Source organism: Geobacillus sp. CAMR5420 (genome assembly GCF_000691465.1).
In the GTDB taxonomy this organism is placed as follows: Bacteria; Bacillota; Bacilli; order Bacillales; family Anoxybacillaceae; genus Geobacillus; species Geobacillus thermoleovorans.
Window position 1 is genome coordinate 14,246 of sequence record NZ_JHUS01000024.1, and the last position, 20,201, is coordinate 34,446.

Annotated in this window: 21 protein-coding genes and 1 pseudogene; 15 read left to right on the forward strand and 7 right to left on the reverse strand. The window is 52.5% G+C overall.

Annotated features, from left to right (window positions below; genetic code table 11):
- Window position 1 precedes the first annotated feature (1 nt).
- Window positions 2–118 (forward strand): annotated as a pseudogene (locus DI44_RS19400) (gamma-glutamylcyclotransferase family protein); the annotation flags it as partial.
- Window positions 119–178: 60 nt separating this feature from the next.
- Window positions 179–664 carry a gamma-glutamylcyclotransferase family protein gene (locus DI44_RS19405; protein WP_223813623.1) on the forward strand — a complete coding sequence of 162 codons (486 nt, stop codon included), beginning with the start codon at window positions 179–181 and terminating at the stop codon, window positions 662–664.
- Between the two features lie 282 nt (window positions 665–946).
- Here the strand turns inward: DI44_RS19405 and DI44_RS11770 are convergent, their stop codons facing one another.
- Entirely contained in the window at window positions 947–1,483 is a 537-nt protein-coding gene (locus DI44_RS11770) for an HD domain-containing protein (RefSeq protein ID WP_013146000.1), read from the reverse strand.
- Between the two features lie 129 nt (window positions 1,484–1,612).
- Complete coding sequence (locus DI44_RS11765) at window positions 1,613–1,966, reverse strand: 2Fe-2S iron-sulfur cluster-binding protein (protein WP_011230415.1); 354 nt, start codon at window positions 1,964–1,966, stop codon at window positions 1,613–1,615.
- Window positions 1,967–2,102: 136 nt separating this feature from the next.
- On the opposite strand from DI44_RS11765, the gene DI44_RS11760 reads away from it, so the two are divergent.
- Window positions 2,103–2,567 (forward strand): hypothetical protein, encoded by a 465-nt coding sequence (locus DI44_RS11760; protein WP_011230416.1) that lies wholly within the window; start codon window positions 2,103–2,105, stop codon window positions 2,565–2,567.
- A gap of 170 nt (window positions 2,568–2,737) precedes the next feature.
- On the opposite strand, the gene DI44_RS11755 is transcribed toward DI44_RS11760, so the two are convergent.
- A complete protein-coding gene (locus tag DI44_RS11755; RefSeq protein ID WP_033024920.1) occupies window positions 2,738–3,592 on the reverse strand; it encodes a family 1 encapsulin nanocompartment shell protein in 855 nt (284 codons plus the stop codon).
- A gap of 15 nt (window positions 3,593–3,607) precedes the next feature.
- The gene (locus DI44_RS11750) at window positions 3,608–4,201 is read right to left on the reverse strand and encodes an IMEF encapsulin system ferritin-like cargo protein (protein WP_033024921.1); all 594 of its coding nucleotides are present in this window, start codon (window positions 4,199–4,201) and stop codon (window positions 3,608–3,610) included.
- Between the two features lie 426 nt (window positions 4,202–4,627).
- On the opposite strand from DI44_RS11750, the gene DI44_RS11740 reads away from it, so the two are divergent.
- The 5 genes from DI44_RS11740 to DI44_RS11720 all read left to right on the forward strand — a co-directional run bounded on the left by DI44_RS11740 (window position 4,628) and on the right by DI44_RS11720 (window position 9,837).
- Window positions 4,628–5,920, forward strand: coding sequence for an MFS transporter (locus tag DI44_RS11740; RefSeq protein WP_033024923.1), 1,293 nt, complete (start codon window positions 4,628–4,630; stop codon window positions 5,918–5,920).
- 39 nt (window positions 5,921–5,959) lie between these two features.
- Window positions 5,960–6,943, forward strand: a complete 984-nt coding sequence (locus tag DI44_RS11735) for an ornithine cyclodeaminase (protein WP_033015762.1) — start codon at window positions 5,960–5,962, stop codon at window positions 6,941–6,943.
- Between the two features lie 249 nt (window positions 6,944–7,192).
- Entirely contained in the window at window positions 7,193–8,107 is a 915-nt protein-coding gene (gene murB / locus DI44_RS11730) for a UDP-N-acetylmuramate dehydrogenase (protein ID WP_013145998.1), read from the forward strand.
- 111 nt (window positions 8,108–8,218) lie between these two features.
- The gene (locus tag DI44_RS11725; RefSeq protein ID WP_033024924.1) at window positions 8,219–9,157 is read left to right on the forward strand and encodes a diacylglycerol kinase family protein; all 939 of its coding nucleotides are present in this window, start codon (window positions 8,219–8,221) and stop codon (window positions 9,155–9,157) included.
- A gap of 50 nt (window positions 9,158–9,207) precedes the next feature.
- Window positions 9,208–9,837, forward strand: coding sequence for a VC0807 family protein (locus DI44_RS11720; protein ID WP_033024925.1), 630 nt, complete (start codon window positions 9,208–9,210; stop codon window positions 9,835–9,837).
- 116 nt (window positions 9,838–9,953) lie between these two features.
- Here the strand turns inward: DI44_RS11720 and DI44_RS11715 are convergent, their stop codons facing one another.
- Window positions 9,954–11,015 carry a DUF5667 domain-containing protein gene (locus DI44_RS11715; RefSeq protein ID WP_227016057.1) on the reverse strand — a complete coding sequence of 354 codons (1,062 nt, stop codon included), beginning with the start codon at window positions 11,013–11,015 and terminating at the stop codon, window positions 9,954–9,956.
- A 326-nt stretch (window positions 11,016–11,341) separates the two neighbouring features.
- On the opposite strand from DI44_RS11715, the gene DI44_RS11710 reads away from it, so the two are divergent.
- From DI44_RS11710 to DI44_RS11685, 6 genes are all read left to right on the forward strand, one after another.
- Window positions 11,342–12,085, forward strand: a complete 744-nt coding sequence (locus DI44_RS11710; protein WP_033024980.1) for a threonine/serine exporter family protein — start codon at window positions 11,342–11,344, stop codon at window positions 12,083–12,085.
- A gap of 12 nt (window positions 12,086–12,097) precedes the next feature.
- A complete protein-coding gene (locus tag DI44_RS11705) occupies window positions 12,098–12,523 on the forward strand; it encodes a threonine/serine exporter family protein (protein ID WP_020279520.1) in 426 nt (141 codons plus the stop codon).
- 115 nt (window positions 12,524–12,638) lie between these two features.
- The gene (locus DI44_RS11700; protein ID WP_011230425.1) at window positions 12,639–13,808 is read left to right on the forward strand and encodes a M20 peptidase aminoacylase family protein; all 1,170 of its coding nucleotides are present in this window, start codon (window positions 12,639–12,641) and stop codon (window positions 13,806–13,808) included.
- Window positions 13,783–14,595, forward strand: coding sequence for a GNAT family N-acetyltransferase (locus DI44_RS11695; protein ID WP_033024926.1), 813 nt, complete (start codon window positions 13,783–13,785; stop codon window positions 14,593–14,595). The genes DI44_RS11700 and DI44_RS11695 overlap by 26 nt, the downstream gene beginning before the upstream one ends.
- A gap of 23 nt (window positions 14,596–14,618) precedes the next feature.
- On the forward strand, window positions 14,619–15,746 hold the full coding sequence (menC, locus tag DI44_RS11690; protein ID WP_033024929.1) for an o-succinylbenzoate synthase: 1,128 nt from the start codon (window positions 14,619–14,621) through the stop codon (window positions 15,744–15,746).
- Between the two features lie 26 nt (window positions 15,747–15,772).
- Window positions 15,773–16,267 (forward strand): GNAT family N-acetyltransferase, encoded by a 495-nt coding sequence (locus tag DI44_RS11685; protein WP_033024930.1) that lies wholly within the window; start codon window positions 15,773–15,775, stop codon window positions 16,265–16,267.
- 61 nt (window positions 16,268–16,328) lie between these two features.
- Here DI44_RS11685 and DI44_RS11680 read toward each other — a convergent pair whose 3' ends face one another.
- Window positions 16,329–17,864, reverse strand: a complete 1,536-nt coding sequence (locus DI44_RS11680; RefSeq protein ID WP_033024931.1) for a cation acetate symporter — start codon at window positions 17,862–17,864, stop codon at window positions 16,329–16,331.
- Window positions 17,864–18,205 carry a DUF485 domain-containing protein gene (locus DI44_RS11675; protein ID WP_011230430.1) on the reverse strand — a complete coding sequence of 114 codons (342 nt, stop codon included), beginning with the start codon at window positions 18,203–18,205 and terminating at the stop codon, window positions 17,864–17,866. Before DI44_RS11675 ends, DI44_RS11680 begins: the two co-directional genes overlap by 1 nt.
- Window positions 18,206–18,522: 317 nt before the next feature.
- Here DI44_RS11675 and DI44_RS11670 point away from each other — a divergent pair, with 317 nt between their 5' ends.
- Window positions 18,523–19,938 carry an amino acid permease gene (locus DI44_RS11670; RefSeq protein WP_033024932.1) on the forward strand — a complete coding sequence of 472 codons (1,416 nt, stop codon included), beginning with the start codon at window positions 18,523–18,525 and terminating at the stop codon, window positions 19,936–19,938.
- Window positions 19,939–20,201: the final 263 nt, after the last annotated feature.

Genomic DNA, 20,201 nt, shown 5'->3' on the forward strand with positions numbered 1-20,201 from the left:
CATACTTGACCAGCTTGAAGGGTATCACGGCCCGGGACAGCCTAACCATTATGAACGGATCACCGTGACCGCCATAGATGCTGATGGCGAGAAGTACACGTGTTACACGTACGTGTACCCATCAGAACGAAAAGAGTGGCTTGAGCAACACGCCAAACAAGTTTTTGGAGGTGATTGGATGGTGTTTCTCCATTCCAAAGATGAAGTGATGTACTTTGCCTATGGCTCTTGCATGAGCGAACGCGATTTTCGCTGCACTGTCCCGCATTTTGAGGTGATGGGCCGAGCGGTGCTTGACGATCACCGGTTGGCGTTCACCCGGTATTCCCGCGGTCGGCAAGGAGGGGTCGCAGATATCGTCCCTTCTCCGGGCGACCGGGTCGAAGGCGTGCTGTACAAAATTCCGGCGCGCTATGTGACGGAACTTGATTGGCGCGAGGGCGTCCCAGCCGGCGTGTACCGTCGTGAATACGTCGATGTGCAGTGTAAGGGACAGCTTGTTTCCGCCCTCACGTACGTTGTCGTCGAGAAACAGTTGGATGAAATCGCGCCAAGCGAATCGTACGCTTCGATTATTCTTGATGAAGGGGCATCTCTTTTAAGCACGCATTACACCGAGCGGGTGCGGCGTCATATTGAACATTTACGGAGAAGAGAGCGGTAAGTGCAGGAAAACGGTGCGTTGCGGCGGTGCTCCAAGGCTTGCCGTTTTTTTTGGGAAGAACGGCGGCGGGCGTTTTGGCGGGACAGATGGTGCCAAGCAGTCTTAAAGCGTGAGTGGACGATGAGGATATAAGAGGGCATTCGATGGTGTGTATCGTTCTGTGTCGCTGGCGCGCGAGCAGCCCACCTGATGAAAGGGTGAGCTGTTTCCGTTCAGAGCATACATTGTTCGTGGCGATGTTTCGCGTCTGTTCAAGGGGAATGGCGACATCAAGGCAAGCGGTCAAACAATATCCCCGAGTCGCTCTTTTCCGTGCTGACGGCTGACGAGTTCGTCGAGCTGGCGGATTTTTTTCCACGCTAAGTCGTCGCTGATCGTTCGATAATGGTGGCGGCCGCCGGGCTCCTCGTCGGCTTCGTCGGCCCATTTGACGATGGCTTGGAGCGGCGTTCGTTTCCATTCTCCTTCTGGAAGGTAGGAATCGGTATGAAGCAAAATCGCCAGGGCAATTTCCTTAGCGTTTTGCGGATGTTCGCCAAGGCGGATCAGCAGCTTATGGGCGCGCTCGGCCCCTTTGATGGCATGGATGTCGTTTTGCCGGTATTGTTCGTAGTCCCAACGGCCGTTTTTGTACCATGTGTAATGGCCGATATCATGAAGCAGTGCCGCTTTTGTCGCCAAGTCGACGTTCACTCCGTGGCGGAGGGCAAGGTGGTAGGCATGGTACGCCGCGGTGATGGCATGGGCGAGGCCGGATCGTTTTAAATATTTTTGCGCAATCGGATGGGCAAAGACGTCGGTTAAGGTGACCGTTCTCATAGGCATCCCCTCCGTTTTTTGTATTTCTCACCATCATACCATGGCGTAAAGAGTCAGGCAATGAGAGAAAGTAGGTGGGAGCGGTTGCATGGGAAAAAATAAGCCGATCGTGCTAAAATAGCGCTCGGCTTATTGGATTTGTGCTTGGCAGGCAAGCCGTTTGGCTGGTTGATCCGTTTTTTCGCGCTCGCGCCGCGTTTTCGGAGCGAGAAGGTGAGCGCCGGCGAGAACGGTGACCATGCAACGGCCACACGTTCCTTTTTTGCATTTGTGATCGAGCAGAACACCTTGTCCTAGGGCGGCGTCAAGAAGCGAAACGCCGGGGGCTGGCTGCACGGTGAACGTTTTCCCTTTTTGTTCGATTTGAATGACAGACGGCCGCACGGCGGACGGCCCATCGGGCTTAGGCGGCGCGGCAGAAATGGAGCGCTCCGATGGCCGGACGGCAGGCTTCAGTGAGCCGACCGTGAATGTTTTACCCATTTTTTTACACATCTCCTTTAAATTACATGGTTAGTTTGAAAATGAATCTCATTTACATCCGAATGAATGATTGGTATCATAATAGTAAAAGGAATTGCGAAAACGCCATCTTGGCTAGGGACAAGGGGGAGACACCATGGGCATTCCGATGAACGGACTGCGCGATATGAAAGCGATTTTGGCCAACGAGCGAAAAGTCGGCGGCGCGGTGGAAGCGGCGCTTCTCCGCCTCCGTTCCGGCGAAGAATATCGAAACGTCTGCATCGTTCATATCGATCAACTAGGCGCCCAATACTATTCGGTCGGTTTTGTGACCGAACAAGGGGAACGGCTCATCGTCAACGTTCATGACATCAGCGTCATCTCTGCGCCTGAACATAAAAAAATTCGTGAGCTGAACAACGCCGCTTATAAACGGGAAGCCATCAACAACAAGCGGCGCTATTTAAAACGCCTCTTTGAGATTTATGAAGGCAGTTATACCGTTCATTTTTGGCGGGAAGCGAAAATGATTATCGATGACATCGGTGTTGAGGCGCTCAGCCCCGAATTGTCGCTGCTCGTCTCCAACGTTCAAGGACAAACGGCCCGCACCGCTTAATGGGAAAATCAAGAAACCGCCCGGCGATCTCCCCTATCGTCCGGGCGCGTCTTCGTTAAAGGGAATTTGCTGTAGCCTCGTTTTCATGGCGCGGATCGCTGGCCATATGCCGTTCTTGCTGTTTGATGGCAAGGGAAGCCCGCGTGCCGCTTCTCCGGATTAGGCGCTGCTCATGCTGACTCGTTCGGATCCTCGAGCGTGCAGATGGCGCTTGGACGTTTGATGCGCGGCACAACCGATTCGTAGACACGGAACAAGTAGTTCATGTTTTCCGTATCTAAAAACGAGGTTTGCACGTCGACAGCGACAGCAAGATCGATGTTTTGTCGGCCGGCATCGATAACGACGCCGCGTTTGCCTTTAATGACTGGCGTTTGGTAAATGCCGGCGGTCATCAGCTCGCGGATGTGCTCAATTTCAAGCACGTGCGTTCCTTCATGGACGCGGTGGATCAACGCATACAACTCCGGTGACAGGACGAGTGCGTATGGACCGGTATGGCCGAGCTGAAGCAGCTTGTTGCGTGCTTCGACGACGTCAGTAAAGGCGTTGCCCGATTTCATCCAATCACTGCGAATGTGGGCGATTTTTCCTTTGACGTTCATAATGCCCGGTACATCAAATTCAGCCGAACCGTTGAAAATCAAATCGTCCTCGAGCAGCGCGCACTGCTGGGCGGCGTTGGCAGCGGCGGAAAAGTCGATCGGGCTGCCAAGCTGTTTTGCCTGCTCAATGTCGCGCCAGTACAAAATAAAGTCTTTATACAAAAGCGGGATCGTTAAATGCACGCGCCGCGTCGGCTCGGAAAGGCTCAGCTCTTTGCCGTGGAAGCTCATGTCCCCATGCTCCGGGTTCATATAAATATCGTTGGCGACCGACTGGACGCCTTCGCCAAGCGGACCGTACAAATCGATAAACCTACGTCCGACGAGCTGGCGGCGCGCCGTTTCAATGACCAGTTCCTCAAGCTCGCTCCATTGGCTTGCTGTGAGCGGGGCTTCTGGATACAGCTTCGTTTTATCCATGTTTCCTCTCCTTTCTTATCCGTGTTTTAAGCTGCCGACTGTCAGTTGCCGTCTCGTTCCGATCGATGGGCGGACAGGCGCTGGGTCGGAAGGAGGGACGGCGTACTGAGCCAGTTTCAAATGGTCTTTTTGATGCTCTTTTTCGTCCGTCGGCACTGAAGCGTCGAAAGACAATGGCGCATCGAGCGCACGGTTGAGCGTTTCGAGAGCGGCTTTCATCTGTTGGTAGTCCGCCGCGGTCATGTCGCGCAGCGCCGCAATCGCCGGTTCATGTTCCGTCCCTTTATAATGAAACAACGACAAATCGAGATGCTCCAAAAAGTTGTGCAAGCCGAATTTTTCTAGGCTGATGTCTTGCAACAAGCGCAAAAAGTCGCCGTTTTCCCGCGATAAGAATGCTTCGTCCGCCAATGCCTCCTCCAACTTTGGAAGCAAGGCGGTCAAACGGTCAAACCGGTGTTCCTCTTCTTCGTAAATATGATGCCAATACAGCCGTTCATGGTCGTCCGCGGCTTTTTCAATCGTCGGCTCTAAAATCGCTTGAAACTGGCTGAGCGCCTCTTTCGACCGACCGAGAATGGCGCTGACTTCCGCTAATGTGTCGTACAATGGACTCCCTCCCATGAAATCGTTGTTACCATTTTTTCCATATGAGTAGGATTGTAAACATATCTGGTCTCATTCATATCGCACGTAGACGATGCGTTGCAGACATCACTCGCGGACGGGTGATTTGGTGTTGATGGGAAAAAGACGCAATCAGTGCAGCAGCTAATGGAATGGCGTTTCAAATATGGAGACAACTGAGCTAGATCAGAATTCAAATGCGCAACAGCCCATTGCTGCGGATGAATGTTCGGTTTTCACCTAAAATTTTTGTTTTGAACGATATATCGGGGAGACAGCGGAATGAAGTGCCGAAAGTAAAAGGGATAGAGCATTATCTTTATTTGTCGAATATTTTTGTATTTACTGTCAAATGTTATTTTGATATATTCAAAGTGATGAAAGATATCGCAATCTAGGGGGGAGACAATGGATAAAGGGGTATCCAAGCGGGTTTTAGTCGCCAGCCTTGTTGGCAGTTCGATTGAGTGGTTTGACTATTTTCTGTATGGAACAGTCGCCGCGCTTGTATTCAACCAACTGTTTTTCCCAAGCGAGGACCCGACCGTCGGTTTGCTCTTATCCTACGCATCATTTGCCCTTTCCTTTTTTATCCGTCCGCTAGGCGGCATTGTGTTCAGCCATATCGGTGACAAAATCGGCCGTAAGAAGACGCTCGTGATGACCTTGAGTCTTATGGGGATTGCGACGGCCGGAATGGGGCTGTTGCCGACGTATGAAACGATCGGTATATGGGCGCCGGTGCTGCTCATTTTGCTTCGCCTCATTCAAGGGATTGGTCTTGGCGGTGAATGGGGAGGGGCGCTGCTATTGGCGGTGGAATACGCACCGAAAGAAAAGCGCGGACTGTTCGGCAGCATTCCACAAATGGGAGTGACGATCGGACTGCTTCTCGGGACGTTTGTTATGTCGCTTATGACGCTTATGCCGGATGAGACGTTTATGTCATGGGGATGGCGCATTCCTTTTCTGTTAAGCGCGCTGCTTGTCGTTTTTGGGTTATGGGTGCGCCATGGCATTGATGAAACGCCTTCGTTTAAGAAAGTAAAAGAAACTGGTCAAGTGGCGAAAGTGCCGATTGTGGAGACGCTGCGGACTCAATGGAAGGAAGTATTGATCGCCATTGGCGGCAAAGTTGTGGAAACTGCTCCGTTTTACATTTTCGGGACGTTTATCGTGTCGTATGCGACAACGAACTTAGGCTTTTCAAAAACAGCTGCCTTAAACGCTGTCACCATAGCGACTGCGGTGACGACGGTTCTGATTCCGCTGATGGGCAAGTGGTCAGACCGGTACGGCCGCAAGCCGCTTTACATTGCCGGGACTGTTGGGATGATGATCTATGCGTTTCCGTATTTTTGGCTCTTGCAACAAAAATCAGTCGCCTTGTTGATAATAGCGACCGTCATTGGTCTCGGCATTATTTGGGCGCCGATTACGGCTGTGCTCGGCACGATGTTCTCGGAAATTTTCCCGTCCAATGTTCGATACACAGGGATTTCGCTCGGCTACCAAATTGGCGCCGCACTAGCGGGAGGAACGGCGCCGCTCATCGCTACGGCACTGCTGGCGGCGTATAGGAACTCTTATGTGCCGGTGGCTTTATACATTGTGCTTGTCTCGCTTATTTCCCTAGTTGCGGTCTGGTCTGTGCGCGACCGCAAACATGAAGAACTTGATGAGCAAGACGGAATCGCGTAACGCGGTTCCGTTTTTTCAGCGTATTGAAGGAGGGGGATTATGCTTATTTTGTCAGAACAAGAAATTCAACGCATGTATACGATGAAGGATGCCATTTCCGATGTAAAAGAAATGTTGCGACAAAAACAAGCAGGGAAAGTGATCACCCCTGATCGCACGGTGCTTCCATTTCCGAATCATGATGCTTCGATTTTGTATATGCCATCCGCTGAGGAGGGGGCAGCAGTGGTGAAGGTGGTCAGCATTTTCCCCCATAACCCTGCAGCAGGAAGATCGACCACCCAGGGGATCATGGTGCTTACGGATGCGAAAACGGGGGAACATCGGATGGTTTGTAATGCCACGTATTTGACGAGACTGCGCACGGGGGCGTTATCCGCCATTGCAGCTGATTATTTGGCGACACAGGCGGCGTCGCGGCTAGCGGTGATCGGAACAGGGGCGATGGCCAAAGAACAAGTGGTTGGCATATTGGCAGTGAGAGCGATTGAACGTATATTTCTGTACAACCGAACGAGGAAAAAAGCAGAAGACTTGGCGGCGGGACTGCATCAACTGGTTCGGGAATGGACAGGGAAGGTATATGTGGTGGATGAGGCGGACGAAGCCGTTCGCCAGGCCGACATCGTGGTATGCAGCACGCGCTCGGAACAGCCGGTGTTTTCCAGTCAAATGTTGCGGCCAGGCATGCACATTAGCGCCATTGGCTCGTACTTGCCACATATGCGCGAGTTGGATGTGGAGACTATTGTCCAAGCGGACCGCATTGTCGTCGATACACTTGAGGGCGTCAGGCATGAGGCAGGAGAACTCATTCAGGCGGCTGAAAGTGGAAGATGGTCTTTTTCTCAAATTGATGCCGAAATCGGGGAACTCGTCACCGGAGAGAAAGCTGGGCGGCAACACGATCAGGAAATCACCTTATTTAAATCGGTCGGAGCGGCTTTCTATGATTTGGCTGTGGCGATTGGTGTCTATCAAAAAGCGAAGGAGCTCGGAGTAGGACAAGAAATAGAATTATAGGGGATGGGAATGAGGATATGCTGCTTTGTTTCTGCCATTTTGGCGAGAAACAGGAATCCATTTTCCGGACGGTTGCCCGTCCGGTTTTTTGTTCTTTTCCATCCGACGTCACCTTTTGGCCCAGTCCGGAATAAAACAGAATAAGGAACATTGCCCACTTGATATGCGACGCGATTCCAGCGATAATGGAAACGATGTGGAATGAATGCCGCCAAGCGGCACGGAAGAAGTAAAGAAGGTGACAGAACGATGGAACATGCGGAACAGATTTATCAAAGACTCGTAGAGATTTGTGGAGAAAGAAATGTCCTTCGCGATGAGCCGATGAAAAACCATACATTGGTGCGGATCGGCGGCAAGGCCGATTTTCTCGTCTGGCCGGAGACGTACGAGCAGGTCATTGAGGTGTTGCGGCTGAAAGAAGAGTACGGCCTGCCGTTTACGCTTCTTGGCAACGGTTCGAACGTCATTATCCGCGACGGCGGGCTGCGCGGCATTGTCATGCAGCTTAGGCATTTGAACCGCATTTGGCGTGAAGGAAACAACGTGATCGCACAAAGCGGGGCGGATATTAAAGCGGTGTCGCGGTTCGCGCTCGAACAACACCTCACCGGGTTGGAGTTTGCCTGCGGCATTCCGGGATCGGTCGGCGGGGCGATTATGATGAACGCCGGAGCGTACGGCGGTGAAGTGAAAGATGTGCTTGACCATGTCAAAGTGGCGACGCTCTCCGGTGAGTTGAAAACGCTGAAAAACGAGGAGCTGGAGCTTGGCTATCGAACAAGCATTATCAGCCGGACGCATGATATTGTGCTTGAAGTCGTCTTTGCGCTCCGGCCGGGCGACTATGCACAAATCAAGGCGAAAATGGATGATTTGACGTTTCAGCGCGAATCGAAACAGCCGCTTGAGTATCCGTCGGTCGGAAGCGTGTTTAAGCGTCCGCCGGGCTATTTTGCCGGCAAGCTCATCCAAGACAGCGGCCTTCAGGGAAAAGGATTCGGCGGTGCGGAAGTGTCGACGAAGCATGCAGGATTCATTATTAACAAAAACAATGCGACCGCTGCCGATTACATTGCGACGATCGAAATGGTGCGCAAAACAGTGAAAGAAAAATTCGGGGTCGATCTGGAATTAGAAGTCAAAATTATTGGCGAGGAATGACGGAGGGATCCGAATCCGGTTTGCGGGTTCGGATTTTTCTCATTTCGACGAGAGGAAAAATGAAACAAACCGCAAATAGGTAAGAAAAGGGGTTATGAATGGGGGAAGAGGATGAAACTTTATTTCATTATCAATCCAGCCGCCAAAAACGGCCGGTCCGTGTCCATTTGGAAGCAGCTGCAGCCGCTGCTGGATCGGGAAGGAATCGCCTATCAGGCATATTGGACGAGCCGAAAGGGAGAAGGAAAGGAAATCGCCCGACGAATCGGCGTGGAAAGCGTCGAGCCGACGGTGATTGCGGCGGTCGGGGGCGATGGGACCGTGCATGAAGTGGTGAACGGAGCGGGTTCGTTTCCGCACGTTGCGATTGGCTGCATCCCCGCCGGAACGGGAAACGACTTTGTCCGCGGTTTCCGTCTTGCCCGAAAACCGAAACAGGCGCTCCAACGGCTGTTGAGTGACGTTCGATCCGGCAAGGATTTGGCTTTCGATCTCGGCCGTTTTGCCAGCAGCGCCGTGCCCGACGGCGTGTTTGCCAACAGCATCGGCTGCGGTTTTGACGCCCATATCGCCCGCATGGCCAACCGTTCAAAATGGAAAGGGAGGCTGAATCGTTTTGGACTCGGTTCGTTCATTTATGTGTTTTATTTAGTAAGAGAGTTGTTTCGCTATCAACCGGTTGACCTTGATATTTGTGTGGATGGACAGAATTATTCGTTTTTGAAGGCTTGGCTGGCAACGGTTTCGAATCACCCATACTACGGTGGGGGAATGCGCATCGCTCCGTCCGTCCGGGCCGATGACGGCTTGCTTCATGTGACGGTCGTCGGGCCGATGCCGCGTTGGAAAATTCTTGCGCTGTTTTTAACCGTATTTTGGGGCGGGCATGTACGAATGAAAGAAGTTTGCGTGTTTACTGGTCGGAACGTGCGCATCCGCCCTGCCGCTCCTGTCCTGATCCACGCGGATGGCGAGGATGCAGGAGAAGGGGAAGTATTCGCTTGGATTGAGCCGGGGCGTTTGCGGGTCATTGGCGTGAAAACGAGGTGAGTGATTCACTCGTATACTAAAGAAGCAAGTAGACGTAAGGAGGGCGAGGGATGGGGAAGCGGATCGTCATGCTTGATGTCGTGTTGTATGTCGTATTTCCGATCGTTCTCTGGCATGCGTTGCGCGGGCTGGTCGGGGAGTATGGGGCGATGCTCATTTGCACCGTGCCGGGAGCGGTTTATACCGTTTATCGCTATTGGCTCATTCGCAAAGTGCAATGGTTCGGCACGTTTTTGATTGTCAATCTGGCGGTTAGTACGCTATTGAACGTGTTGGCTGGATCAGCGTTGCAAATGTTATGGAACGATGTATGGTACTCGATCGTTTTGGCTGTCTGTTTTCTGGTGACTGTTGTGGTAAGGCGGCCGGTGATGCTTTATTTTTCCCTTGATTTTGTGGAAATGCAGGGAGCTCCGCGCTCGGTGATGAAAAAGCGGTTTTTGGAACGTGATGTGTTTCCTCTTTTTCAATGGATCACCGTTGGCTTTGCCCTGCGCGATGGATTGCTGGCGGCAATCAAAGCGCATTTGATTATTCGCTATGGCATCGAGGCGTTTGACCGAGCGATTGTGATTCGCGAAGTGATTAGCTGGGGATTTACGATCCTCTATGTTTTGGGGTTTATTAGAATTTCGAATATTCTGAATGACGGAAGCAAGAGCAAGGAAGCGAGCGGTTAAGGCGGAGGTGAAAGAACAATGGAACGACGATGTCCATTATTGTCAAGGAGAAAGGGCTGTTTCCCGTTCGCTTCGGAAAACAGCCCTTGCTTTAGCAACAGCTTCAAAAACGGAACTTATTTTTTGTTCTTTTCTTCCTTGTCTTGTTTTCTATGGGCCGGCGAATGGTCGTTTTTCACCTGCGGTTTGGCTGTTTGTTTCGGAGGTTGTGAAACAGAGACAGAGGCGCGGAACGCTGCTTGCTGCTTTCCGGCTGCCGCTGCTTGATGTTCCCGGCCGTTTGCTTTGGCGCTCGCGGCGACACCTTGGCGGACACTGCCCTTTGCTTCCGCTTTTATGGCTCGCGTCAGCGACGATTTCGTGTCTGCTTTGGCGGCGGTGTTCGTTTGTTCATCTAGACGAACCGCTGTATCGTCTTCCACCGGTGCAGCGGCTGGCTTTTCTGTTTCGATGGATTCAGGAGCCGTTGGTGCGCTCTCGTTTTTCGCTTCCTCCGTTTCGCCGGCCGGTGCTGTCGGTGCTGTTTGTTCATCGCCTATTTCCTCTACTTGGCTGCTTTGTTCTGCCTGTTTCGCCAGCCGCTTTTCGATTTTATTTTCCAGTTTTTGTTTCGCTTTTTCAATGTTGCGGGCGAGCACCTCTTTGGCGCGCGGGTTTTTCACCCGTTCAAGTGCGGCTTGCAAGGCCGTGATGTTTTGCGAAAATTTTTCTTCCAGCTGTTGGCGCAATGCTTCGGCATCAGGTTTTGCGGTTTCCCCGCTTGGTTCATCCGCTTGTTTTGTTTTTTCATACACATTCCATGCTTGATCTTGTTGTTTCAGGGCATTGGCGAGCACTTCTTTTGCTTGCTCGACGTCTCCGCGTTCAAGCAGCGCCTTTGCTTCGGCTAGCCGCTCTTCAGCGAATTCAGCGAGCCGTTTCGCCTTTTCCGCATCGTCAAACGTGAGGGCAAGTTCGATTTTTTCCATCATGGTTTTGACAAAGTAGAAAAAGTCGCCTGGCAACAAAACCGGGACGTCGTGGTTGACACCGGCATCTGCTTCGGTTGCCGTGTTGCCGTCTGTTTTCCCCTCGATTCCTGTGCTGGCGAACACCGCCGGGCTGTAAGGAGTGAGCGCAACAGCAGCGGCAAGTGCGCTTGTTGATAGTATGCGAGGGAGCGAAAATCGCTTGTTCATCACCATCGTTCCTCCTTTTGCTTTGGGTTTCGTTATAACGTTTTCGCAGTTGACCCGTCTGTTTTCGACTGTAGGCGCGAAAAATCAGGCGAAAGAAGCAGAAAAATAGGAAAGAAAGGGAAACGGTGAGATTCCCTTCACGGTTTGGCAGTTAGCCGCCTGTTTGGTATAATGGAAACAAGTTTGGTAACGACGATATCCAAGGCGACTCCTGCCAATCCGTTTGGTGGGAGTTTGTTTTTGCGATGAGCGCCTAGTGGGGCTGACGGGATAAGGGGGCACCGGCCAATGCCATGCCGGGCGAAAACGAAAGGAGCAAACCGGTCATGACGGAGCGGGTGGATGACATTGTTGATGTTTGTTTATTAGCGGGAAAATTGATGCTTGAAAGCGGTGGGGAGACGTACCGGGTGGAAGATACGATGGGGCGTATCGCCGCTTCGTTCGGTGTTTCCCGCTCACACAGCTATGTGACCCCAACGGGCATCATGTTTTCCGTTGAGGGAACGAATGTAACACGGTTTATTCGCATTTCCGAGCGTTCGACCGATTTATCCAAGGTGGCGCTTGTCAACCACATTTCCCGCCGCATCAGCAGCGGCGAACTGTCGCTCGACGGAGCGCGCAAAGAACTGGAACGCGTTCAGCAGCTGCCACTCGGTTATCCGCTTTGGCAGCAAACCGCTGCCGCAGCGGCGGCGAGCGCTTGTTTTGCCTCGCTGTTAGGCGGCATGAATCATTTTCTCCCTTCCCTTCTTTCTGGTGGAATGGTGTTTTGGTGTTTTGAAATGATGCATCGGTTCGTGAAAATCCGATTCTTCGCTGAATTTTTTGCCGCTTTTGTCGCCGGTGGGATCGTGCTGTTGATGGAAAGTGCCGGATTTGTCAGGGACGTAGGAAACATGATGATTGGCTCGGTGATGCCGCTCGTGCCGGGGCTGGCGATTACCAATGCGGTGCGCGATTTAATGGCCGGCCATTTGATCGCCGGTTTGTCGCGCGGTGCTGAGGCGTTTTTAACCGCGTTTGCGATCGGCACCGGCATTGCCTTTATTTTATCGATTCGTTAGCAGGGAGTACCGATGATGATTGTGCAGCTGTTGCTTAGCTTTGTGGCGTCATCGCTGTTTGGCGTCATTTTCAATATTCCGAAACGATTGCTGCCGCACAGCGGATTTGTCGGCATGAGCGGCTGGGCGATGTATATGGCCGCCGCCCGGTCGGGGGTGGACGGTGTCGCCGCCACGTTTGCAGCGGCGTTTTTCGTCGCTTTTGTAAGCAACGGGTTCGCCCGCCGCTATCGAACGCCGGCGACGATTTTTATCGTCTCTGGCATTATTCCCCTTGTGCCGGGCGGAACAGCGTTTGAGGCGATGCGCCATGTTGTCATGAACGATTACAATGCGGCCATTTCACTAGCGGCAAAAGCGTTCATGATTTCTGGGGCGATTGCGATGGGGCTCATTTTTTCTGAGGTCGTCAACCAACTGGTCAAGCGCCGCCCTTAACTGCGTGTAGTTGTTTTTTCCAATCATTTGCCTATCGTTGTATTTGTTTGCTTGAATATTATAATGAATATAACCATGTTTTTTCTATTGATTTTAAACAGCGGGGGAGAGCGGGATGAAAGAAATTGTTCAGCAGATGAAGGCGGAGCTATGGGAGATTTTCGATCACCTTCATCGTCATCCAGAAATCAGTTGGGAAGAGTGGCAAACAACCGAATTTCTTCGCCGAGAGTTGGAGCGCGAAGGGTATCGGGCGCGGACGTTTGCCGATTGTCCGGGCGTGGTGGCGGAAATTGGCACAGGGCCGTTGATGGTCGGAGTGCGCAGCGATATGGACGCTCTTTGGCAAGAAGTTGACGGCGTTTGGCAGCCGAACCACGCGTGCGGGCACGACGCTCACATGACGATTGTGCTTGGCGTGGCGAAATTGCTTCGCCGCATCGGCTATGAGCCGCCGGGGACGCTGCGGTTTTTGTTCCAGCCGGCTGAGGAAAAAGGCACGGGGGCGCTGAAGATGATCGAAAAAGGAGCGGCTGATGGCCTAACGTTTTTGTACGGCGTTCATTTGCGCCCAATTCAAGAGGTAAAAGGCGGTTATGCGTCTCCAGCGATCATTCACGGAGCGGCGCAATGCATCGAGGGGCGGATTCGCGGCGTGGCGGCGCATGCCGCGCGGCCGCATTTAGGCGTCAACGTCATTGAAGTCGGCAGCGCCATCGTGCAGGAGCTCGGCAAAATTCATATCGACCCACAAGTGCCAGCGTCGATCAAAATGACGAAGTTTCACGCCGGTGAAAAAGATGCGAACACGATCCCGGACTACGCGGAATTTGCCCTTGATTTGCGGGCGCAAACGAACGAGGCGATGGAGCGGCTCGTCGAGGGGCTGCGCCATGTGATCAATGGGGTCGCTGCGATTTACGGAGCTGATATTGAGCTTGTTGAGCGGACGCGCATCGTCGCCGCTGATCCTGATCCAGATGCTGTGCGGCTGATGGAGGAGGCGATTATCACGACTTTGGGGACGGAAAAATGCGTTCCGCCGGTCGTGACGTCGGGAGGAGAGGATTTCCATTTTTATTCCTTTAAAAAACCGGAGCTGAAAACAACGATGCTCGGATTGGGCTGCGACTTGCGTCCAGGGCTCCATCACCCGAACATGACGTTCCGGCGCGATGATTTGCTTTCCGGCGTGGAAATTTTGGCGCGGGTTGTGATGAACACGTTTGCGACGTTTGCGCCGCAGGGGGAGAACGAGCGTGCCTCTGTCGCTGCAAATCATTGAGACGATCGAACAGTTGAAAGAGATGGCCAGGCTTGAGGAGGAGATTTGGAAAACGGCGCCGGTTCCGCTCCATCAAACGCTGACGGTGGCGAAAAACGGGGGCATTATCATCGGGGCGTATGCGGACGGGAAGCTTGTCGGCTTTGTCTACAGCTTTCCTGGGTTTCGAAATGGGGAATTGTATCTTTGTTCCCATATGATGGGGATTGCTGAATCGTTTCGTGATCGTGGCCTCGGCTATCGCTTGAAAATGAAACAGGCGGAAGAAGCGCGGCGGCGCGGTTATCGAGTCATCCGCTGGACGTATGACCCGTTGCAAAGTCGAAACGGCTATTTGAACTTGGCGAAGCTTGGGGCCCTTGGCGTCGAGTATGTGGAAAACTGCTACGGCGAAATGAATGACGCGTTGAACGGTCAACTGCCGTCCGACCGCTTCATTGTCGAATGGCGGCTTGATGAGCGTCCGACCGGGGAGCGGAGCTTGGCTAAAGCTGATCTTCTCAAGGCCAGAAGTCTGACGGTGCTCGAGGCAGGTCAAAGGGCTGACGGTCTGTTGCGGCCCGTGCTGAGAGACATCGATGAAACAGCGGCGCCGTTGTTGTTGGCTGCGGTTCCGCTTGACTTTCCGCAGCTGAAAGAGCGGGATCTCGCGCTGGCGCTTGAGTGGCGGCTGGCGACGCGCGCTCTGTTTCAGCGGTTGCTCACGGAAGGCTGGATTGCCGCCGGCGCTTGGCGCCGTTCCGGGGAGCCGGCGATGCACTACATATGGGTGAGGAGAAACGAATGACTGCCGCAGAAAGGGGAAGAGGAATGGCGATCAACATCGAGTACGTCATATTGCGCCATTTGCAAATGGAGTTGAAGGCGCCGTTTACAACGAGCTTCGGCACGTTTCAAACGAAAGAGTTGATTTTAGTGGAGGCGGTCGACTGCGATGGCGTTTCCGGCTGGGGCGAATCGGTTGCGTTTTCCGCCCCGTGGTACAGCGAGGAAACGGTGAAAACGAACTGGCATATGCTTGAAGAGTTTCTCGTGCCGCTCTTGTTTTCGAAGCCGCTTAGGCATCCAGCGGAATTGCCAGAGCGCTTTGCCGCCATCCGCCAAAACAACATGGCGAAAGCGGCGCTTGAGGGAGCGGTATGGGATTTGTATGCCAAGCGGCTCGGCGTCCCGCTTTGTCAAGCTCTCGGGGGAACGAAAAAGGAAATTGAAGTCGGCGTCAGCATCGGCATCCAGCCGACGGTTGCCGATCTGCTCCAGGTGATTGAGCGGTATGTGGCGCAAGGGTACCGGCGGATCAAAGTGAAGATCAAACCGGGATGGGATGTTGATGTCATTCGCGACGTGCGGCGCGCGTTTCCCGACGTGCCGCTCATGGCGGATGCCAATTCGGCGTATACGCTCGCTGACGCCAAGCGGCTTCAGGCGCTCGATGAGTTTGGGCTGATGATGATCGAACAGCCGCTCGCCGCTGACGATCTTGTCGATCACGCCCGGCTGCAGCCGCTTCTTCAGACGCCGATTTGCCTTGATGAAAGCATTCGTTCCTATGACGATGCGCGCAAGGCGCTTGACCTTGGCAGCTGCCGCATCATCAACATCAAAATCGGGCGCGTCGGTGGGCTTTGGGAGGCGAAGCGCATCCACGATCTTTGTGCTGAGCGCAGCGTGCCGGTGTGGTGCGGGGGGATGCTGGAAGCAGGGGTCGGGCGCGCCCACAATATCGCGATCACGACGTTGGAAAACTTCGCGCTTCCCGGCGACACCGCTGCGTCGTCCCATTATTGGGAGCGGGATATTATCACGCCGGAAGTCGAGGTGCAAGGCGGCTTGATCCGCGTGCCGAACGCCCCGGGCATCGGCTATGACGTCGACCGCCGCCAAGTGGAGCGGTATACGCAGTTTGCGAAGGTGTTTCATCGTACGGCGACGGCATAAAGGATGATAAAAGGGAGAAAGAAAAAATGATGATAAGACCGATTGAAGTTCGCGATGCGGAAAATTTCTTGGAGTTGTGCAAAAAAATTGATGAATCTGGTTTTATGTTATTTGAGCCTGGCGAACGGCAAACAACGGTTGAACAACAAAGTAAATCGATTGAAAGAATGTTGTTTGAACCGAATAAAATGATCTTTGTTGCTGAAACTGAAAACAAGCTTGTCGGGTTCCTTGCTGTCATAGGAGGCGATGTAAAACGAAATCGACATTCTGCCAATGTTGTTTTGGGAGTTCTTGAAGACTATCAAGGACAGGGCATTGCCACTAAACTATTCAACAAAGCGTTTGAGTGGGCAAAGGAAGTTGGAATTTCGAGATTAGGACTTACGGTCATGAAAGGGAACGATAAGGCGTTCAACTTATATAGGAAGATGGGATTCGTATTAGAAGGCGAGAGGGTTCAATCATTAAGAGTGGGCGGAGAATTTGTCAATGAATATTACCTATACAAACTGTTGTAACGCCAATTTGGGGCTGACCCAAAACGCATTCGCGTTTTGGATCAGCCCCTTCTTCGTTGTGTTACACGCGTCCGATCCCAGTATTCGCCTTGACGACAATTTCCGTATATTTCTTTTCATCCGCTTTTTTCGACGAGACGAGCGTGCCGACGATGGCGCCGACAAAGCCGAGCGGAATCGAGATGATGCCCGGGTTGGCGAGCTTAAAGAGCGGTTCGCCGACGAAAATGGCAGCACCCGGCTGCGGCGACCAGACGTTCGGGCTGAAGAAGACGAGCACTAAAGCGCTGATGAGCCCCACCAACATGCCTGTAATCGCTCCGGTGGTGTTAAAGCGGCGCCAGAAAATCGTAAAGACGATCGTCGGCAAGTTGGCGCTTGCGGCGACCGCAAATGCCAGTGATACAAGGAACGCGACGTTCATTTTTTGCGCGACCAGCGCCAACAAAATCGATAATACGGAAACGCCGACAGACGCCCAGCGGGCGGCGAGCATTTGTTCTTTTTCCGTCGCCTGGCCGCGCCGCAAAATATGGCTGTAAAAGTCATGGGCAAACGCCGAGGCGGCTGACAACACAAGTCCGGCGACAACGGCCAAAATCGTCGCAAAGGCGACGGCAGAGACGAAAGCGAACAAGAAATCTCCGCCAAGCGCTTCCGCCAACAGCGGGGCGGCCATATTGCCGGCCGGGTTGGCGGCGACGATTTTGTCATAGCCGACAAACGCGGCGGCGCCAAAGCCTAAAAAGATCGTCATGACGTAGAAAAGCCCAATGATCCATGTCGCATACACGACCGATTTGCGCGCGGTCGGCGCGTCTTTGACCGTAAAGAAGCGGATCAAAATGTGCGGCAGCCCGGCCGTCCCCAACACGAGCGCCAAGTTGAGTGAAATCGTATCGAGTGGATCCTTAAACTTGTTGCCCGGGTTTAAAAACGCTTCGCCAAGCGGTGTCGCGGTTTTGACTTCATGGAACATTTTGGCGATGCTGAAATCGAATTTAGCAAAGACGATGATGGAAATGATAAACGTACCGACCATCAGCAAGACGGCTTTGACGATTTGCACCCAGCTCGTGGCCGTCATGCCGCCAAATACGACATACACGGTCATTAAAACGCCGACGATCAAGACAGAATAAACGTAGTCTAAGCCTAACAGAAGCTTGATGAGGCCGCCGGCGCCGACAAGCTGGGCGATCATATAGAAAATCGAGATGGCGATCGTATTTAACGCCGCGACGCCGCGCACTTTCTTATCGTCAAAACGGGCGGCGATCATATCGGCCATCGTGTATTTGCCGAGGTTGCGAAGCGGTTCGGCGACGATATACAAGACGACAAGATAAGCGACAAGGAAGCCGATGCTGTAAAAGAAGCCGTCAAATCCCGTCAGCGCGATCATGCCAGCGATTCCTAAGAAGGATGCGGCGGACATATAATCGCCTGCGATGGCGAGCCCGTTTTGCCAGCCGGTGAGGCTGCTGTCCGCGGTGTAAAATTCGCTCGTTGTTTTCGTGCGCTTGGAGGCGTAGTACGTAATGACGAGCGTCAAGGCAACGATGATGAGAAAGAGGAAAAAGGCCAACCCGTGCATTAGGCGTTTCCTCCTTCCTTCGCTTCTTGCTTCACTTGCTCGACGATGGCATCAAATTGTGCTGCGCGTTTCGAATAAAGGATGCATAAGGCCCATGTCATGATAAATTGCGCAAAGGCAAACAGCCAAGCCCAGCTGACCGGCCCGATCGCCGGCGCATTGAGTGCTTTCGAGTACGACGTTAATACCGGAAGGGTGAAGTAAAAAACGAAGAAAAAGACGGTCGCCGGAACGATAAAGCGTTTCTTCGCTTGGATGAGGGCGCGAAATGAAGCTGACTGGGCGATCGCTTCGTAATTAGCGCCGACCGGATCGGAAAACGACTGCTTTTTGACGGCCATGAAAATCCCTCCTTGATTTGAATTCAAGCGTTTTCAAAATGAGATATCGATGCATGACGATGATCGGAAGAACCATCCTCCTTTCTGTCACAAATTTGTCACATATTCATTATATATTTATCTGAAAAAATTGTAAATTAATATTTTTTGTTATTTTAAAAAACTATTTTTTGCTTTGCCGCACAAAACGGAAAAAATTTTTTGCTGTTTTTCTTATTTTCGCACTTTACAAAAAAACAAGGATCATGTAGAATGACAACTGTATTCGACAATAAAATTCAACAATTTTCTACAAAAAACGACAAGGGGAGACATCTATGAATTTGTTTCGTAAAAAACCGATTCAATCGTTGCTTAAGGAGTCGGGGGCGAAAGGAGCCTCGCTGCGGAAAGAGTTAGGGGCATTCGACTTAACGATGCTCGGCATCGGTGCCATTATCGGGACGGGCATTTTCGTCCTGACCGGGGTGGCTGCGGCAGAGCATGCCGGTCCGGCGCTCGTTCTCTCGTTTATTTTATCTGCCTTGGCTTGCGTGTTTGCGGCGCTTTGTTACGCTGAGTTTGCTTCGACCGTACCGGTGTCGGGGAGCGCTTACACTTACAGCTATGCCACGTTTGGTGAGCTCATCGCTTGGATTTTGGGATGGGATTTGATTTTGGAATACGGGGTTGCTTCGTCGGCGGTCGCTGTCGGTTGGTCCGGCTATTTCCAAGGACTGCTTGCCGGTTTTGGCATCGAGCTGCCGAAGGCGCTAACGAGTGCGTATGATCCGGCGAAAGGAACGTTCATCGATTTGCCAGCGATTATCATCGTTCTGTTCATTACGTTTTTGTTGAATTTAGGTGCGAAAAAATCGGCTCGTTTTAATGCGGTGATCGTTGCCATTAAAGTGGCGGTTGTGCTGCTCTTTTTGGCGGTCGGTGTTTGGTACGTCAAACCGGAAAACTGGACGCCGTTTATGCCGTATGGCTTCTCTGGCGTGGCGACCGGCGCGGCGACGGTGTTTTTCGCTTACATCGGCTTTGATGCGGTGTCGACGGCGGCGGAAGAAGTGCGCAATCCGCAGCGTGATATGCCGATTGGCATCATCGTCTCGTTGCTTGTGTGCACATTGTTGTATATTGCGGTTTCACTCGTATTGACAGGCATCGTTCCGTACGAGCAGCTCAACGTGAAAAACCCAGTGGCGTTTGCGTTAAACTATATCCACCAAGACTGGGTGGCGGGCTTTATTTCGCTCGGGGCGATCGCCGGCATTACGACCGTGCTCCTTGTGATGATGTATGGGCAGACGCGTCTCTTCTACGCCATCAGCCGCGACGGTTTGCTGCCGAAAGTGTTTGCTCGCATCAGCCCGACGCGCCAAGTGCCGTATGTCAATACGTGGCTGACGGGAGCGGCTGTAGCGGTATTCGCCGGCATCATCCCGCTCAACAAATTGGCGGAACTGACGAACATTGGCACACTCTTTGCCTTTATCACCGTCTCGATCGGCGTGTTGGTGTTGCGTAAAACGCAGCCGGACTTAAAGCGGGCATTCCGCGTTCCGTTTGTCCCGGTCGTCCCGATTTTGGCTGTCTTATTCTGCGGCTACCTCGTTCTTCAGCTTCCGGCGATGACATGGATCGGTTTTGTCTCGTGGCTGCTGATCGGTCTAGTGATTTACTTTATCTACGGCCGCAAGCATAGTGAGCTGAATGAAATGGCACGGACGGAAGAAAAGGCTGGATGAGCGGCCACATAATGAAAAGGGGGCTGTCCCAATGGGGAAACAGCCCCTTTTTCCATTTCGTCAAACTTTTCGGCAACACCGCGTTTCCCCTTTTTCATTAGATGGGAAAAACACCTGATTTTTTGCCGATGGAAGGCGTGTGCTCGGCGCGGCGGCGTTGGGCTCTTTTGGGGACCTGTGTTCACTTGCACAGCTAAAAAAATCCCCTTTGAACGATGGTCATATTTGGATTGCGATGTGCGAATAGTATAAAGAACGAGCGT